We start from the raw sequence: 14,899 nt of genomic DNA, 5'->3' as shown, positions 1-14,899 counted from the left end.
CCGCCCCCTACTTTCGTCGTAAAGCCTCTTCCGGCCGGGCCCCTACGCTGGTGCCATGCGGTTCGTCCTGCTCGGCGCGGCGATGTTCGGGCTCTCTCTGTTCGTCCTCCAGGGGCAGGCGGGGGCGCCTTCCGGGCTCCCGCTGCCGGCGGAGCTCGCGGTCGCCGCGGCGGCCGGGCTGGCCGCGTGGCAGACCCGGCGGTCCTGGTGGCCCCTCGCCGCCGTGGCCGCGGTCGGCCACGTCCTGCTCCTGCTGTGGCCGCCGCTGCTGGCCGCCTCCTACCACGCGGGCCGCGACCTGGTCAGGGGCCGGGACGTCGCGGCCTACCTGGGCGGCTGCGCGGCCGTGTTCGGGGCGTCCGCGCTGATGGGCGCCTGGCGCGACGGCGTGCGCGAGGTCCTGGCCGCCACCCCTGGCAACGCCCTGTTCATGGCGCTGGCCGTGGTCGGGCTGCCGTTCGCGCTGGGCCTGTGGACGCGGGCCCGCCGCGAGGTGCAGCGGCGCGCCGAACGCGAGCAGATCATGCGGGCCGAGCAGGTGCGGGCCGAGGAGCGAGCCCGCATCGCCAGGGAGATGCACGACGTGGTCGCCCACCGGGTCTCGCTGATCGTGCTGCACGCCGGGGCGCTGGAGGTGCGCACGGGCGACGAGGAGGCCGCGCGGACCGCCGCGCTCATCGGCGGCATCGGCCGCGAGGCGCTGACGAACCTGCGTGACGTGCTCGGCGTCCTCCGGGCCACCAACCGTGCCACCGGCCGGGCCCCCGACTGTGCCACCGGCCGTGCCACCAGCCGGGCCCCCGACTGGGCCCCCGGCCGTGCCACCGGCTGGGCCCCCGACCGGCGGCAGGCGGAGGAGGTCGCGCCGCCGCCCACGTTCGCCGACCTCGACCGGCTGCTCGACCAGTCGCGCGCGCTCGGCGTCGAGGTCGTCAGGCACGACGAGGGCGAGGCGCGAGAGGTGGAGCCGGCGGTGGCGCGGACCGCGTACCGGGTGGTGCAGGAGGCGCTCACCAACGTGCACAGGCACGCCGCCGACGCGCGCACCGACGTGCGGGTCCGCTACCGGCCGGAGGCGCTGGAGGTGGAGGTCCGCAACCGCGCCCCCGCGTCCCCACCCGCCGGGCTGCCCGGGGCGGGCTGGGGCCTGGTCGGCCTGCGCGAGCGGGTCGAGCTGCTCGGCGGCACGCTGCGCACCAGCGCGCAGGACGACGGCGGTTTCCTGGTCGCGGCGCGGATCCCCGCGTGATCCGGGTCCTGGTCGCCGACGACGAGGAGCTGGTGCGCTCCGGGCTCCGGCTGATCCTGGAGGCGGCGGGCGACATCGCCGTGATCGCCGAGGCCCGCGACGGCGCGGAGGCGGTCTCGGCGGCGGCGCGGCTGCGTCCCGAGGTCGTGCTCATGGACGTGCGCATGCCCGGCACCGACGGCCTGACCGCCGCCGGCCGGCTGCTCGTCGCGCCCAGCCCGCCCAAGGTGATCATGCTGACCACGTTCGACCTCGACGAGTACGTCCACGAGGCACTGCGACTCGGCGCGGTCGGTTTCCTGCTCAAGGACACCCCGCCGCGAGAGCTGGCCGCGGCCGTCCGCACGGTCGCGGCCGGCCAGGCCATGCTCGCCCCGTCGGTCACCAGGCGCCTGCTCGCCTCCTACGCCGGCCGCGCCCCGTCCAGGGCCGAGACCGCCCGCCGCCGCCTCGCCGCGCTGACCGATCGCGAGGAGGACGTCATCAGGGCCCTGGCCCGCGGCCTGTCCAACGCCGAGATCGGCCGCGAGCTGCGGCTGACCGAGGCCACGGTGAAGGCGCACGTCAGCCGGGTGCTGGCCAAGCTGGGCCTGGCCAACCGGGTCCAGGCGGCCATCCTGGTGCACGACGCGGAGCTCGGTCAGCCGGATACGTCCGCGTAGTGGCAGGCCGCCCGCGCCACGGCGTCGGCGGGCAGGACGGCCGGCGACTCGGTGCGGCACCTGCCGTCCACCCCGGCCTCGGCCGCCCGCCCCGAGGCGAGCACCTGGCAGCGGGCGTGGAAGCGGCATCCGCCCGGGATGCGGGTCGGGTCCGGCGGCTCGCCGGTCAGCACCACCCGTTCCGGCGACTCCGGCAGCACCGACAGCAGCGCCTGCGTGTACGGATGCCGCGGCGCGGTCAGCACCTGCTCGACCGGCCCCGACTCGACGATCCTGCCGAGGTACATCACGGCGACCCGGTCGGCGATGTTCCACGCGAGGCCGAGGTCGTGCGTGACGACCAGCGCCGACAGCCCCAGCTCGGCGCGCAGCCGGAGCAGCAGCGCCAGGATCTCGCCGCGTACGGAGGCGTCCAGCGAGGCCACCGGCTCGTCGGCGATCAGCACCTTCGGGTCGAGGGCCAGCGCGCCCGCGATCACCACGCGCTGCCGCTGCCCGCCGGACAGCTCGTGCGGGTGGCGCAGGAAGAACCGGTCCGGCGGCCGGAGCCCGGCGTGGGACAGGGCCTTGGCCACGACCTCCCGCTCGTCGGCCAGGCCGTGGATGCGGGGGCCCTCGGCGACGGCCTCGTACACGGTGTGGCGGGGGTTGAGCGAGCCCATCGGGTCCTGGAGGACGAGCTGGACCTGCCGGCGGTACGCCTTGAGCGCCCGCGCGCGGTAGTCGAGCGCGGCCCCCTCGAAGCGGACCTCGCCGGCGGTGGGCCGTTCGAGGCCGAGCAGGGTGCGGGCGAGCGTGGTCTTGCCGCAGCCCGACTCGCCGACCAGCGCGACGATCTCGCCCTTGCCGATGGCCAGGTTGACGCCGTCCACGGCACGCGCCCTGCGGCCCCGCGAGCTGAACTCCACGCGCAGGTCGCGGGCCTCCAGCAGGGTGGGCCGCGCGGTCTCGACCGCCTCGGCGGGGGTCTGCGTCTCGGTCATCAGGCATCCTCCTTCGCCCGTACGTGCACGCAGGCCGCGACCCGGCCGGGACCGGCCGGCCAGAGCTCCACGTCGGTGCTCGCGCACTCCGGCAGCGCCGCCGGGCAGCGCGGATGGAAGGCGCAGCCGGTCGGGAGCTGCATGGGGTCGGGCGGGTCGCCGCCGAGTCCCTTGGGCGCCATGCGCGAGGCCGGGTCGCCCACGGTCGGGAACGCCGCCGCCAGCGCCTTGGCGTAGGGGTGGCGCGGGTCGTGGAAGACCTGCGCGGACGGGCCGTGCTCGACGACGCGGCCGGCGTACATGACCGCGAGCTGGTCGCAGACGTCGGCGAGCACCGACAGGTCGTGCGAGATCATGATCAGCGAGATGCCGTGCTCGGCGACCAGCTGCTTGATCAGCGTCAGGACCTGCGCCTGGACCATCACGTCGAGCGCGGTGGTCGGCTCGTCGGCGATGATCAGCCGCGGCGAGCAGGCCAGCGCCATCGCGATCATCACGCGCTGCCGCTGCCCGCCCGACAGCTCGTGCGGGTAGCTGCGTGCCCGCCAGGCCGGCAGGCCGACCTGTTCGAGCAGTTCGGTCACCCGCTTGCGGGCGCCCTCGGGCTTGGCCAGGCCGTGGACGAGCAGCGGCTCGGCGATCTGGTCGCCGATCCTGCGCACGGGGTTGAGCCCGTGCTGCGCGCCCTGGAAGACGATCGACGCCTCCGCCCAGCGCACGGCCCGCAGGCGTCCCCACGTCATGGCGGCGATGTCCTCGCCGCCGAGGAGGATCCGGCCGTCGACGCGCGCGTCCCTGGGCAGGAGCCTGAGCAGCGCCATGGCCAGCGTCGACTTGCCGGATCCCGACTCGCCGGCGACTCCGAGCGCCGCTCCGGAGTCGAGGGTCAGCGACACGCCGCGCACCGCGGGCACCTCGCCCGCGGCGATGCGGTACGTCACCGACACGTCATCGAGTTCGAGGAGACTCACGCCTTCCTCCTGAGCTGGGGGTTGAGCACGGCCTCCAGCGCCCGCCCCATGAGGGTGAACGCCATGACGACGATGAGGATGGCCAGGCCGGGGATGATGATGTACCACCAGGCCGCGTTGGTGGCGGCGCCGAAGTCGTAGGAGGCGCGCAGCATCGTGCCCCAGGACGTCTTGTTGGCGCTCGCGCCGAGGAAGGCGAGCGTGGACTCGGTCACGATCGCGCTGGCCACCTCCAGCGTGGTGCTGGCCAGCAGCAGCGGGGCCACGTTGGGCAGCACGTGCCGGGTGGTGATGTGCCAGTGCCCCGCGCCGAGCGCCTTGGAGCGTTCGATGTAGGGGCGGGCCTCGACGGCGAGCGTCTGGGCGCGGATCAACCGGGCGGTCGAGGGCCAGGTCGTGACCGCGATCGCGGTGACGATCGTCGCCGTGCTGCCGCCCAGGATCGCGGCCAGCACCAGCGCCGTGACCAGCGACGGCAGCACCAGGAACCAGTCGGTGACCCGCATCAGCGCGCCGCCGATCCAGCCGCGGAAGTGCCCGGCCGCGACGCCGACGACCAGGCCGATGACCACGCTGAGCAGCGCGGCGAGGAAGCCGATGAGCAGCGACGTGCGCGAGCCCCACCACACCATGAGCAGGATCGAGCGGCCCGACTCGTCGGTGCCGAACGGCTCGGCGAGGCTGGGCGGCGCGAACTTCTGGCCGGTGCCCTCGACGACGCTGGTGACGTCCTCGCTGATGAACAGCGGGGCGACGAGCGCGAGCAGCACGGCGACCAGCAGGACGACCGCGCCGGCGAGCCCGGCCCGATGGGTGCGGAAGTCGGCCCAGAAGCGGCTCAGCGCGAGGCGGCGCCGCGTGGCGGCGAGGCTCGTCATGCCGACCTCACTCTCGGGTCGAGGATGTGGTAGACCACGTCGGCCAGCGTGTTCATGAGGATCACGGCGACCGTGATCAGCAGGAACGTGCCCTGCATGAGCGTGAAGTCCGGCACCCGCACCGCCTCGTAGAACAACTGCCCGAGGCCGGGCCAGGTGAAGATGGTCTCGACGGTGACCGCGCCGCCCACGACGAACCCGATCCGCATGAACACCAGCGTCACGGTCGGCAGCAGCGCGTTGGGCACGGCGTGCCGCCGCCGTACGTCGTCGTCGCGCAGCCCCTTGGCCCGCGCCACGGTGACGTAGTCCTGCCCGACCTCCTCCAGCAGCGACGAACGCATGACGAGGAGATACTGGGCGTAGACCACGGCGACCAGCGTCAGGCAGGGCAGCACCATGTGCGAGGCGACGTCCAGCACGTACGCGAACCCGTCGGGCGCGTCCACGCTCTCGATGCCGCGGAACGGGAACAGCCCGGGGATCGGCCCGATGCCGACGCCGAACACCATCATGAGCAGCAGCCCGAGCCAGAAGGTCGGCACCGACCAGAGCACCAGCGAGACGCCGGTGGAGAAGCGGTCGAAGCCGCTGCCGTGCCGCCAGCCGGCGCGGGTGCCCTGCCAGATGCCGAGGCTGACCGCGATGACCAGCCCGGTGCCGGCGAGCAGCAGCGTCGGGCCGATGCGCTCGCCGATGAGGTCGAGCACCGGCCGCTTGTACTCGTAGGAGGTGCCGAGGTCGAGCCGGAGGGTCTTGCCGACGAAGTCGAAGAACTGGTCGATCAGCGGCTTGTCCAGGCCCAGCCGGCGACGTTCCAGGTCGAGCTGCGCGGGGGTCATGTTGCGGCCCTGCGCGAGGTTGCGTACGGGATCACCGGGAAGCATGCGGAAGAGGAAGAACGTCCCGATGATCACCATGGCGATGCTGAACAGCGCCCCGCCTGCCTTGGACGCCGCGTAACGCAGCGTGCCACGGCGGGCGGGGCGGTCGTCCGCGGGGCCCGCCGCCTGGACGGCGGGCTCCGCTGACTCCAGAGGTGTGGTCATTCGCGCTCGTCTGCGGTGCTCTTGCGCCGCCTGGTCAGGAAGAAGGCACCGAGGCCGAGGACCACCACGACGCCGACGATCCCGGCGATGAGCCCGGTGTTCGAGCCGCTGTCGCCGCTCGCGCCGGCCGCGGCCGCGGCCTTGACGTCCACGGTGTAGAACGGCCAGTAGCCGCTGCCGCCGTAGAGCAGGCCCTTGTCCTCGGGGATCGGGGTGATGCTGGTGACCTTGTCCTTGCGGTAGCCCTCAAGGTCGTTGGTGTAGTAGATGGCGATGATCGGCGCCTGGGTGTAGAGCCGCTCCTGCATCTGCTTGATCAGCTCGACGCGCTTGGGCCGGTCCAGCTCCTTGAGCTGGTCCTTGTAGAGCTTCTCGAAGGTGTCGTCGCAGAAGAACGACTCGGTGCCGCCGCCCTCGCCGTTCGAGGCGGGCCGCCGGCTGCACAGGTGCGTGGCCAGGACCTCCTCCGGGTCGGGGTTGACGGACCAGCCGCTGATCGCGATGTCGAAGTTGCCGGTGGTGCCGGTCTCCTCGGTGAACTTGCTGGAGTCCAGCTTGACCGTGGTGACCGTGATGCCGACCTCCTTGAGGAAGGCGGTCAGGTACTCGGCGAGCTTGTCCTCGACGGGCGTGTCCGTGTGGATGGTGAAGCGGAACTCCAGCTTGCGCTTGCCGTCGGGCATCGTGCGGACGCCGTCGGAGCCCTTCTTGTAGCCCGCGTCGTCGAGGATCTGGTTGGCCTTGGCGGGGTCGTAGGTGACCTTCTCCTCGCCGGTGGCCTCCCAGAACCAGTCCTTGTACATCGGCGGCACGATCGAGCCGTCGGCGGGCTTGGCCAGGCCGTTCTGGACCTCGTCGACCAGCTTCTGCTTGTCGATGGCGTAGTGCACGGCCTGGCGGACCTTGACGTCCTTCAGCGCCGGGTGACCGTCGCCGACGGGCTTGTCGTCGGTCGTGGTGGCGCCGTGGTTGATCTGCAGGTACGCCGCGCGCCGGCCCTGGGTGTTCCAGGCCTCGATGTTCGGGTCGTTCTGGATGGCCTCGAACTCCTGCGGGGTCATCCGGCCGAGCAGGTCGATGTCGCCCTTCTTCAGGCCGGCGACGGCGGCCTGCGGGTTGTCGTAGAAGATGACCTGGAGCTCGTCGATCTTGGGCTTGCCCCGCCAGTAGTTGGGGTTGGCCTGCAGCTTGACGTACTGGTCCTTCTTGTGCTCGACCGCGATGTACGGCCCGCTGCTCACCGAGGGGTACTTCTCGGCGTCGTAGTTGGCCATGTCGGTGACCGACTCCCAAGCGTGCTTGGGCATGATCGGCACCGGGTTCTCCAGCATGGACGCCTGCGGCGCCTTCAGCTTGATGACGAGGTCCTGGCCGTTGGCCGTGACGGTCTCGAAGTTCTCCACCGCGGGGCCGTTCGCCGTCTTGGCGGCCTCGTCGGTCATCATCTTGTTGAACGTCCAGGCGGCGTCCTCAGCCGTGATCGGCTGGCCGTCGGACCACTTCGCCTGGCGGATCTTGAACGTCCAGGTGAGCCCGTCCTCCGACGTCGTCCACGACTCGGCGAGGTCGGGGCTGGGCGCGAGGGTCTTCGAGTCGGGCACCGTCAGGAAGCCGTACATCCAGCGGTGGATGGAGGTCGAGACCAGCCGGACCGCGAGGAACGGGTTCATCGAGTCCATGGACTGGGTCGCGCCGACCCTGAAGATCTTCTTCCCCGCCGCCGGTTCCTGCGCCAGGGCCGCCGTGGTGCCCTGACCTGCCACTAATACCGCCAAGCCCAGCGCTACCAGGCGCGCGAGCCATTTACTCATGAGTGCCTCACCTTCAGGCGGGGTTTTCCTGTGTATGGAAAGGCACACCATACGGAGACCGTGTGTCAACGAGACACGGAAAATTGTTTCAGCTTCGTATCCTTCTGCGGTGTAAATTTTCAGTCTTTACCGGCACTACCGTAAATCTGGTGCCCCGTCTGCTCACCGCCCTCGCCGCCGTCCTGACCGTCGCCGCAGGGCTCGGCGTGCGCCTGCTCTGGGACGGACCGGTGCCGAAGTACGCCGGTGACGCGCTCTACACCGTACTGATCTACACGTTCACGCTGCTCGTGGCCCCGCGGGTGCGGCCGTGGGTCGCCGCGCTGGTGTCGGCCGGGCTGAGCTGGGCGATCGAGTTCGCCCAGCTCGGGGAGATCCCTGCCGTGCTGCGGCCGCTGCTGGGCAGCACCTTCAACCCGCCCGACCTGCTCTGGTACGCGGTCGGCGCGGGCGCGGCGTGGGTCGTCCACACCGCCGCCCGCGACCGGTTGGCCCGCTGAGCGGTCAGCCGCAGCCGCAGGAGCCGCCGCAGCACCCGCCGCCGCCCGCCTGGGGCAGCAGCTCGACCCGGCCGGCCAGCTCGTAGCCCGCCTCGTTGACGGCGGCCTCCACGGCGTCCGCGTCGAGCGGCGCGGCGCTCGTCACGGTCACGGCCCCGGACGCCAGGTCCACCTCGACCCCGCTCACGCCGGCCACCTTGCCGACCTCCTCGGTCACCGAGCTCACGCAGTGGCCGCAGGTCATGCCCTCGACCTGGTATGTCGTGACGGTCATGACGACTCCCTCCTCACAGTGACGTTCACCGGGCACTATACCCCCCTAGGGTAAAGACGCATACATCCGGCACGGCCGGATAGGGGAGAGAAAGCGGCTGATTCATAGGAGGTTCGCATGATGAACGGCAAGACCATCGCCTTTCTCGTCGCGCCCGAGGGCGTGGAGCAGGTGGAGCTCACCGAACCGTGGAAGGCGGTCAAGCAGGCGGGCGGCACGCCCAAGCTGATCTCCACCGACTCCGGGCAGATCCAGGGGTTCAACCACCTGGACAAGGCCGACGAGTTCGCCGTGGACGACACGGTGGACACCGCCGACCCGGCGTCCTTCGACGGCCTCGTGCTGCCCGGAGGCGTCGCCAACCCGGACTTCCTGCGCATGCAGCCGGCCGCCGTACGGTTCGTCCACGCGTTCTTCGACGCCGGCAAGCCGGTCGCGGCCATCTGCCACGCGCCCTGGACGCTGATCGAGGCCGACGTGGTGCGCGGGCGCACGATGACCTCGTGGCCCAGCCTTCAGACCGATCTCCGCAACGCCGGCGCCACCTGGGTGGACCAGGAGGTCGTGGTGGACACCGAGGGCCCGAACACCCTCGTCACCAGCCGCAAGCCGGACGACCTGAAGGCGTTCTGCCAGGCGGCCACCGACGCGTTCGGCGGGTGACCCGCATCAGGCGGCCGGCGACCTCGCGAAGGTCGCCGGCCGTCGCCGTCCGGTCCTGACGAGATCGAAACCCGCCTGTAACGCCTTGTCCCACGGCAGGAAATGGTCTAGACGTAGACCATACAGAGCGTCCTCCGCGCCCCCCAGGGAGACCTCATGTCCGTTGACGAGGATTCCAGGCGACTCGCCGAGCTCGGCTACAAGCAAGAGCTGGCCCGCACCTGGAGCGGATTCTCGAACTTCGCCATCTCCTTCTCCATCATCTCGATCCTCGCCGGCTGCTTCACGACCTTCGGACAGGCCTGGAACAACGGCGGCCCCATCGCCATCTCGTGGGGCTGGCCGGTGATCTCGCTGTTCATCCTCATCATCGGGTTCTGCATGGCCGAGCTGGTCTCGGCCTACCCGACGGCGGGCGGCATCTACTGGTGGGCCGCCAAGATGGGCAAGCCGATCCACGGCTGGTTCACCGGCTGGCTCAACCTCATCGGGCTCATCGCCGTCACCGCGTCGGTCGACTACGGCTGCGCCACCTTCCTCAACATCGTCCTGTCCCGCCTGACCGGCGGCGCGTGGGAGGGCACGCTCCCGCAGACGTTCCTGCTGTTCGTGATCGTGCTCGCCCTGCACGCCCTGATCAACATCTTCAGCCACCGGCTCATCTCGCTGCTGCAGAACGTCTCCGTCTGGTGGCACGTCGCGGGCGCCGTGGTCGTCGTCGCGATCCTGGTCTTCGCGCCCTCCGACCACCAGTCGCTCGGCTTCGTCTTCGGCGGCACCAACAACAACTCCGGCTTCGGCGACGGCTCCGACGGCCTGCCCTTCTGGCTGTACGTGCTGCCGCTCGGCTTCCTGCTCACCCAATACACGATCACCGGGTTCGACGCCTGCGCCCACGTCTCCGAGGAGACCCAGGGCGCGGCGAGGACCGCCGCCCGCGGCCTGTGGCAGTCGATCTTCTACTCGGCGATCGGCGGCTGGATCCTGCTGCTGGCGTTCCTGTTCGCCGCCACCAACGTGGACGAGCTCAACAAGCAGGGCGGATTCGTCGGCGCCATCTTCGAGACCGCGCTGTCCTCGCCGCTCGCCACGGTCGTCTTCGCCATCTCCACCATCGGCCAGTTCTTCTGCGGCATGAGCTGCGTGACCTCGATGTCGCGGATGACGTACGCCTTCTCGCGGGACGGCGCGGTCCCCGGCTGGCGGCTGTGGTCGAAGGTGGACCGCAACCGCACGCCCGTCAACGCCATCATCGCCGGCTGCGTGGTGGCCGCCCTGATCACCCTGCCCGCGCTCTACGCCCCCGCCGGCCTGACCACCCCGGTCGCGTTCTACGCCGTCGTGTCGATCGCGGTCATCGGCCTCTACCTGGCCTTCCTCATCCCGATCTGGCTCCGCCTGCGCATGGGCGACGCCTTCCAGCCGGGACCGTGGACCCTCGGACGCAAGTACAAGGCGCTGTGCTGGATCGCCTGCGTCGAGATCGTGATCGTCTCGATCTACTTCATCATGCCGTTCAGCCCGGCCGGCGTGCCGGGCGGCGACGACTTCACCTGGACGTCGGTGAACTACGCGCCGATCGCGGTGGGCGTCGTGCTCGTCCTCATCGCGCTGTGGTGGACCCTGTCGGCCCGCCACTGGTTCACCGGCCCGCGCCGGACCGTCGACGAGGAGACCGAGACCGTCTGACCGTCCTCCGGGGGGCCTGCCGGCCGGGGCGGGCAGGCCCTCAGGCGGGCCCTCAGGTGGACGCCTCGAACGCCTCGGCGACGACCTTGCGGACCTCGTCCATCGAGGCCGTGCCCAGCTCGCGCTGGAGCGAGGTCATGTCGACGTCCGGCATGCCGCAGGCGATCGCCCAGTTCCACGGCGTGAGGTCGCCGTCGACGTTGAGCGCGAAGCCGTGGCTGGTGACGCCGCGGCTCTGCCGCATGCCGATGGAGATGATCTTGCGGCCGGTCTCGGAGGTCCAGACGCCGGTCAGCAACTCGGAGCCGGGCGGGGTGTCGCGGCGCTCGGCCGGGAGCCCGAGCTTGCCGAGCGCCTCCACCAGGCGCAGCTCCACCTCGCGCACGTAGTCGACGATGCCCTCGTCCTCGGCGAGCTTGACGATGAGGTAGCCGACGAGCTGCCCGGGGCCGTGGTAGGTGAGCTGCCCGCCGCGGCCGGTCTCGGCGACCGGGATGCCGTGCGAGGGGTCGGGCAGGTGGGCGGCCGGGGTGCGGCGGCCGACGGTGTAGACGGACGGATGGCTGAGCAGCCAGAGCGTGTCGGGGCGTTCGTCCCGCTGGCGCTGCCCGACGAGGTCGGTCATGCGTTCCATCGCGGGGTCGTAGTCGACGAGATCGTCCTGGAGGAGTGTCAACGGCCTTGCCCTCATGGTTCGAGGATATGCCGCCGCCGGAACGCCGCGGACGCCAGGGACGCCTGCCAGAATGCCCGCCATGCCGACTTTCGCCGCCCATGACGGCACCACCCTCGCCTACCACGTCCACGGCTCCGGGGGCCGGCCGCTCGTCTGCCTGCCGGGCGGGCCGCAGGCGTCGGCGTACCTGGGCGATCTCGGCGGGCTGTCCGCGCACCGGCGGGTGATCACCCTGGACCTGCGCGACACCGGTGACTCGGCGACGCCGGCCGACGCGGCGTCGTACCGGTGCGACCGGCAGGCCGAGGACGTCGAGGCGCTGCGCGCGCACCTCGGCGAGGACCGTCTCGACCTCCTCGGTCACTGCGGGGGCGCGAACCTCGCGGTCCGGTACGCCGCCCGCCACCCCGCCAGGATCGCCCGCCTCGTCCTCGTCACCCCCAGCACCCGGGCGGTCGGCGTCGACATCGCCGGGGAGGCGCGGCGCGAGGTCGCCCGCTCGCGCGCCGCCGAGCCCTGGTTCGCCGAGGCGTACGCGGCGCTGGAGCGGATCACGGCGGGCGAGGGCCGGCCCGGCGACGGCTCGCTCATCGCCCCCTTCACCTACGGGCGCTGGGACGCGCCCGCGCGGGCCCACCACGCCGACGGGGAGCGGCGGCTGAGCCGGGAGGCGGCGGCCGGGTTCGGCGCCGAGGGCGCCTTCGACCCGGCGGCCACGCGCGCCGCGCTCAAGGCACTCGACGCGCCGGTGCTCGTGCTGGCCGGCGAGGTGGACGTGGCCGGCCCGCCTGCCGCCATGTCCGAGGTCGCCGGCCTGTTCCCCCGTGCCGGGCTCGTGGTGCAGCCGTCGGCGGGCCACTTCCCGTGGCTCGACGACCCCGCCTGGTTCGCGGAGGCCGTGCGGGCCTGGCTGGATCAGACGGTGCGGTAGCCCTTGGGCTCCTCCGGGACGAGGATCCACATGGCGACGTAGACGACCCACAGCGGTCCGGGGATGAGGGAGAGGAGCAGCCAGAGGATCCGGACCAGCGTGGGGGGCATGCCCGTCTTGTCGGCGATGCCGCCGCAGACGCCGGCGAGGATTCTGTGCTCTCGGGAGCGGTACATGGTGTTCCTTCCGTTTCTCTCGACCTACTGGGCCAACGGACGGGGCCGCGCTCAGGACTCCCGTCAGGAACCCTGAGAAAACCCTGTAAGGGTCAGCCACTCCCATGCAGTGCCCAGATGACCGCTGGTCAGTCCGTGTGCGGGATCCACGTGCACGAGCAGGAAATCGCCGACACCCTGATGGACCCTGAGATACTCCTCGTCCTCGGCCCACACCTGATCGTCGAACCAGACGAACGGCCGCCGCCCCGCGTACGCCGCCACCGCCGGGGTCTTGAACATCTCGCCGTGCTCGCTCACCGGGGCGACGGGGGCATTCACCGTGACGACGGGCAGCGAGGGCAGGCCGATGCGCGGGGCGATCCAGTCGTTGGCGTGCTCCTCCCAGGTCGTCGCCCACGCCAGCTCCGCCCCGGTGGCCTCGGCGAGGTCGAGCAGCTGCCGGCCGTGCCGGGGGTTGAGGCGCACGACGTACGTCTCGCCGTCGACGACGCAGCGGTAACGCCGGTGGCCCGGGGGCGGGCGGCCGATCGGGTTGAGCACGCCGTCCACGTCGAGCAGCAGCAGCGGTCTCACTCGACGGCTCCGGCCGGCTGCCGCCGGTATTCCTGGGGGCTCACGCCGCGTACCCGTTTGAAGGCCGCGCTCAGCGCGAACGGGCTGCCGTAGCCGACCTTGCGGGCCACCGCCCCGATCGTGGCGTCGGGCTCGCGCAGCAGGTCGGCGGCGAGCGCCAGCCGCCAGCCGGTGAGGAAGGCCATCGGCGGCTCCCCCACCAGGTCGGTGAAGCGGCGGGCGAGCGCCGCCCGCGAGACGCCGACCTCGGCGGCCAGCGCGGCGACCGTCCACGGGTGGGCGGGATTGTGGTGCAGCATGCGCAGGGCCTTGCCCACGACGGGGTCGCCCATCGCGCGGTACCACGCGGGGGCCTCGTGGGCGGCGAAGTGCGCCCGCAGCACGGCGATGAGCAGCAGGTCGAGCAGCCGGTCGAGCACGGCCTCCTGGCCCGGCTCGTCCTTGTCGATCTCCGCGCCGAGCAGGCCGATGACCGGGCCGCCCGGCCGCACGACGAGCGGCGGCAGCGCCTCCAGCAGCCGCCTGCTGACCTCGCCCTCCATCGTGTACGTGCCCGTCAGCATCACGGTCCCGCCGTCGGCGGCGTTGCCCCAGGTCCGCACCCCCAGGTCCATGGCCTGGTGGAGGGTGCTGCCGTCGAGCGTGGTGCAGCGCTGGCCGGGGTGGATGACGATCTGCGGCGGGGTGCCGGGCCGGTCGGCCACCACGTACGGCTCCGGCCCCCGGTTGATCGCCACCTCGCCCGGTCCGAGGCGTACCGGCTCGCCGCCGTCGGGCAGCACCCACGCCTCGCCGCGCACCAGCGCGGTCACCGACAGCGGGGCCTCGTCCCGCACCAGGATCGACCACGGCGGGTCGAGGACGCAGCGCAGCAGGAAGGCGCCACGGGCCCGCGGGCCGTCCAGTAGCGCCGCGAGCTGATCCATGGGTTAGACGATCGCATATGCCTGTGCGCTTCTCAACCATGGAGAGTCTTACGGGTAGGCGGCTTACTGGACGCATGACGATTCTGGTTCTGGGCGGCACGGGCAAGACCGGCCGCCGCGTCGCCGACCGGCTCACCGCCCGCGGGCTGAGCGTGCGCGTCGGCTCCCGCTCCGCCACGCCGTCCTTCGCCTGGGAGGACCGCTCGACCTGGCCCGCCGCGCTGGAGGGCGTGACGGCCGCGTACGTCTCCTACTATCCCGACCTGGCCTTCCCCGGCGCGTACGACGACGTGAAGGCGTTCACCGAGCTGGCCGTGCGCTCCGGGGTGCGCCGGCTGGTGCTGCTGTCGGGCCGGGGCGAGCCGGAGGCGCAGGCGAGCGAGCGCACGGTTCAGGAGTCCGGCGCGGAGTGGACGATCGTGCGTTGCAGCTGGTTCATGCAGAACTTCAGCGAGGGCTTCATCCTGGAGCCGGTGCGCGCCGGCGTCATCGCGCTGCCGGCCGCGGACGTGCCGGAGCCGTTCGTGGACGCCGACGACATCGCCGACGTGGCTGCGGCCGCGCTCGCCGGGGACGACGGCCACGCGGGCCAGGTGTACGAGCTGACCGGACCGCGGCTGCTGACGTTCGCCCAGGCGGCCGAGGAGCTGGCGGCGGCCGTCGGCCGGCCGGTCGTCTTCGCCCGGGTGACGCCCGAGGAGTACGTGGCCGGGGCCGTCGCCCACGGCGTGCCGCGAGAGGAGGCGGAAGGGCTGTCGGCGCTGTTCACCGGCATCCTGGACGGTCGCAACGCGAGCGTCGCCGACGGCGTGCCGCGGGCCCTCGGCCGGCCGGCCCGGGACTTCGCCGACTTCGCCCGCGCCAACGCCCACCGGTTCCGCTAGC

17 protein-coding genes are annotated in these 14,899 nt (G+C 72.0%); 7 read left to right on the top strand and 10 right to left on the bottom strand.

The genetic code is table 11. The annotated features are described in order from the left end of the window. Positions 1-55: 55 nt before the first annotated feature. Together ACBR40_RS35080 and ACBR40_RS35075 are read left to right on the top strand one after the other, a co-directional pair. Positions 56-1,249: a sensor histidine kinase gene (locus ACBR40_RS35080; RefSeq protein WP_371251509.1), complete on the top strand. Its 1,194-nt coding sequence runs from the start codon at positions 56-58 to the stop codon at positions 1,247-1,249. Continuing rightward, positions 1,246-1,911 (top strand): response regulator, encoded by a 666-nt coding sequence (locus ACBR40_RS35075; protein WP_371251507.1) that lies wholly within the window; start codon positions 1,246-1,248, stop codon positions 1,909-1,911. The genes ACBR40_RS35080 and ACBR40_RS35075 overlap by 4 nt, the downstream gene beginning before the upstream one ends. Here the strand turns inward: ACBR40_RS35075 and ACBR40_RS35070 are convergent. Genes ACBR40_RS35070 through ACBR40_RS35050 form a run of 5 tightly spaced genes read right to left on the bottom strand, consistent with a single transcriptional unit; the run spans position 1,890 to position 7,603 of the window. Beyond that, a complete protein-coding gene (locus tag ACBR40_RS35070) occupies positions 1,890-2,894 on the bottom strand; it encodes an ABC transporter ATP-binding protein (protein ID WP_344208020.1) in 1,005 nt (334 codons plus the stop codon). The two genes, ACBR40_RS35075 and ACBR40_RS35070, sit on opposite strands and share 22 nt — an antisense overlap. Then, a complete protein-coding gene (locus tag ACBR40_RS35065; RefSeq protein WP_344208021.1) occupies positions 2,894-3,865 on the bottom strand; it encodes an ABC transporter ATP-binding protein in 972 nt (323 codons plus the stop codon). Before ACBR40_RS35065 ends, ACBR40_RS35070 begins: the two co-directional genes overlap by 1 nt. Continuing rightward, positions 3,862-4,743, bottom strand: a complete 882-nt coding sequence (locus ACBR40_RS35060; protein ID WP_344208022.1) for an ABC transporter permease — start codon at positions 4,741-4,743, stop codon at positions 3,862-3,864. The genes ACBR40_RS35065 and ACBR40_RS35060 overlap by 4 nt, the downstream gene beginning before the upstream one ends. Beyond that, positions 4,740-5,792 carry an ABC transporter permease gene (locus ACBR40_RS35055; protein ID WP_364459631.1) on the bottom strand — a complete coding sequence of 351 codons (1,053 nt, stop codon included), beginning with the start codon at positions 5,790-5,792 and terminating at the stop codon, positions 4,740-4,742. The genes ACBR40_RS35060 and ACBR40_RS35055 overlap by 4 nt, the downstream gene beginning before the upstream one ends. Beyond that, positions 5,789-7,603, bottom strand: a complete 1,815-nt coding sequence (locus ACBR40_RS35050) for an ABC transporter substrate-binding protein (protein WP_371251506.1) — start codon at positions 7,601-7,603, stop codon at positions 5,789-5,791. Before ACBR40_RS35050 ends, ACBR40_RS35055 begins: the two co-directional genes overlap by 4 nt. 149 nt (positions 7,604-7,752) lie before the next feature. On the opposite strand from ACBR40_RS35050, the gene ACBR40_RS35045 reads away from it, so the two are divergent. Continuing rightward, entirely contained in the window at positions 7,753-8,103 is a 351-nt protein-coding gene (locus tag ACBR40_RS35045; RefSeq protein ID WP_371251505.1) for a DUF2809 domain-containing protein, read from the top strand. Positions 8,104-8,107: 4 nt separating this feature from the next. On the opposite strand, the gene ACBR40_RS35040 is transcribed toward ACBR40_RS35045, so the two are convergent. Continuing rightward, complete coding sequence (locus ACBR40_RS35040) at positions 8,108-8,377, bottom strand: heavy-metal-associated domain-containing protein (RefSeq protein ID WP_371251504.1); 270 nt, start codon at positions 8,375-8,377, stop codon at positions 8,108-8,110. A gap of 117 nt (positions 8,378-8,494) precedes the next feature. Between ACBR40_RS35040 and ACBR40_RS35035 the strand changes: the two genes are divergently transcribed. Next, on the top strand, positions 8,495-9,040 hold the full coding sequence (locus ACBR40_RS35035) for a type 1 glutamine amidotransferase domain-containing protein (RefSeq protein ID WP_344208026.1): 546 nt from the start codon (positions 8,495-8,497) through the stop codon (positions 9,038-9,040). Between the two features lie 156 nt (positions 9,041-9,196). Next, the gene (locus tag ACBR40_RS35030) at positions 9,197-10,729 is read left to right on the top strand and encodes an amino acid permease (RefSeq protein ID WP_371251503.1); all 1,533 of its coding nucleotides are present in this window, start codon (positions 9,197-9,199) and stop codon (positions 10,727-10,729) included. Between the two features lie 52 nt (positions 10,730-10,781). Here ACBR40_RS35030 and lipB read toward each other — a convergent pair whose 3' ends face one another. Continuing rightward, positions 10,782-11,420, bottom strand: a complete 639-nt coding sequence (gene lipB / locus ACBR40_RS35025) for a lipoyl(octanoyl) transferase LipB (protein WP_344208028.1) — start codon at positions 11,418-11,420, stop codon at positions 10,782-10,784. 64 nt (positions 11,421-11,484) lie between these two features. Here lipB and ACBR40_RS35020 point away from each other — a divergent pair, with 64 nt between their 5' ends. Beyond that, positions 11,485-12,336 (top strand): alpha/beta fold hydrolase, encoded by an 852-nt coding sequence (locus ACBR40_RS35020; protein ID WP_371251502.1) that lies wholly within the window; start codon positions 11,485-11,487, stop codon positions 12,334-12,336. On the opposite strand, the gene ACBR40_RS35015 is transcribed toward ACBR40_RS35020, so the two are convergent. The 3 genes from ACBR40_RS35015 to ACBR40_RS35005 all read right to left on the bottom strand — a co-directional run bounded on the left by ACBR40_RS35015 (position 12,321) and on the right by ACBR40_RS35005 (position 14,014). After that, positions 12,321-12,512, bottom strand: coding sequence for a PspC domain-containing protein (locus tag ACBR40_RS35015; RefSeq protein ID WP_091080088.1), 192 nt, complete (start codon positions 12,510-12,512; stop codon positions 12,321-12,323). The genes ACBR40_RS35020 and ACBR40_RS35015 overlap by 16 nt on opposite strands. A 63-nt stretch (positions 12,513-12,575) precedes the next feature. Continuing rightward, positions 12,576-13,088: an HAD domain-containing protein gene (locus ACBR40_RS35010; protein ID WP_371251501.1), complete on the bottom strand. Its 513-nt coding sequence runs from the start codon at positions 13,086-13,088 to the stop codon at positions 12,576-12,578. Then, on the bottom strand, positions 13,085-14,014 hold the full coding sequence (locus ACBR40_RS35005) for an AraC family transcriptional regulator (protein WP_371251500.1): 930 nt from the start codon (positions 14,012-14,014) through the stop codon (positions 13,085-13,087). The genes ACBR40_RS35010 and ACBR40_RS35005 overlap by 4 nt, the downstream gene beginning before the upstream one ends. 74 nt (positions 14,015-14,088) lie before the next feature. Here ACBR40_RS35005 and ACBR40_RS35000 point away from each other — a divergent pair, with 74 nt between their 5' ends. Then, positions 14,089-14,898, top strand: a complete 810-nt coding sequence (locus ACBR40_RS35000) for an NAD(P)H-binding protein (RefSeq protein ID WP_364459602.1) — start codon at positions 14,089-14,091, stop codon at positions 14,896-14,898. Position 14,899 lies beyond the last annotated feature (1 nt).

Source organism: Nonomuraea sp. AD125B (genome assembly GCF_041402765.1).
GTDB classification, from domain to species: domain Bacteria; phylum Actinomycetota; class Actinomycetes; order Streptosporangiales; family Streptosporangiaceae; genus Nonomuraea; species Nonomuraea bangladeshensis.
The sequence above is the reverse complement of the archived record's forward strand: the minus strand, read 5'-3'. Positions and strand labels throughout refer to the sequence as shown.

Bases quoted from the DNA above. Each gene is read 5' to 3' on its own strand.
- ACBR40_RS35035 (WP_344208026.1), top strand. From the start codon at position 8,495: ATGATGAACGGCAAGACCATCGCCTTTCTCGTCGCGCCCGAGGGCGTG.
- ACBR40_RS35015 (WP_091080088.1), bottom strand. From the start codon at position 12,512: ATGTACCGCTCCCGAGAGCACAGAATCCTCGCCGGCGTCTGCGGCGGC.
- ACBR40_RS35080 (WP_371251509.1), top strand. From the start codon at position 56: ATGCGGTTCGTCCTGCTCGGCGCGGCGATGTTCGGGCTCTCTCTGTTC.
- ACBR40_RS35050 (WP_371251506.1), bottom strand. From the start codon at position 7,603: ATGAGTAAATGGCTCGCGCGCCTGGTAGCGCTGGGCTTGGCGGTATTA.
- ACBR40_RS35030 (WP_371251503.1), top strand. From the start codon at position 9,197: ATGTCCGTTGACGAGGATTCCAGGCGACTCGCCGAGCTCGGCTACAAG.
- ACBR40_RS35005 (WP_371251500.1), bottom strand. From the start codon at position 14,014: ATGGATCAGCTCGCGGCGCTACTGGACGGCCCGCGGGCCCGTGGCGCC.
- ACBR40_RS35020 (WP_371251502.1), top strand. From the start codon at position 11,485: ATGCCGACTTTCGCCGCCCATGACGGCACCACCCTCGCCTACCACGTC.
- ACBR40_RS35060 (WP_344208022.1), bottom strand. From the start codon at position 4,743: ATGACGAGCCTCGCCGCCACGCGGCGCCGCCTCGCGCTGAGCCGCTTC.
- lipB (WP_344208028.1), bottom strand. From the start codon at position 11,420: ATGAGGGCAAGGCCGTTGACACTCCTCCAGGACGATCTCGTCGACTAC.
- ACBR40_RS35000 (WP_364459602.1), top strand. From the start codon at position 14,089: ATGACGATTCTGGTTCTGGGCGGCACGGGCAAGACCGGCCGCCGCGTC.
- ACBR40_RS35070 (WP_344208020.1), bottom strand. From the start codon at position 2,894: ATGACCGAGACGCAGACCCCCGCCGAGGCGGTCGAGACCGCGCGGCCC.
- ACBR40_RS35055 (WP_364459631.1), bottom strand. From the start codon at position 5,792: ATGACCACACCTCTGGAGTCAGCGGAGCCCGCCGTCCAGGCGGCGGGC.
- ACBR40_RS35040 (WP_371251504.1), bottom strand. From the start codon at position 8,377: ATGACCGTCACGACATACCAGGTCGAGGGCATGACCTGCGGCCACTGC.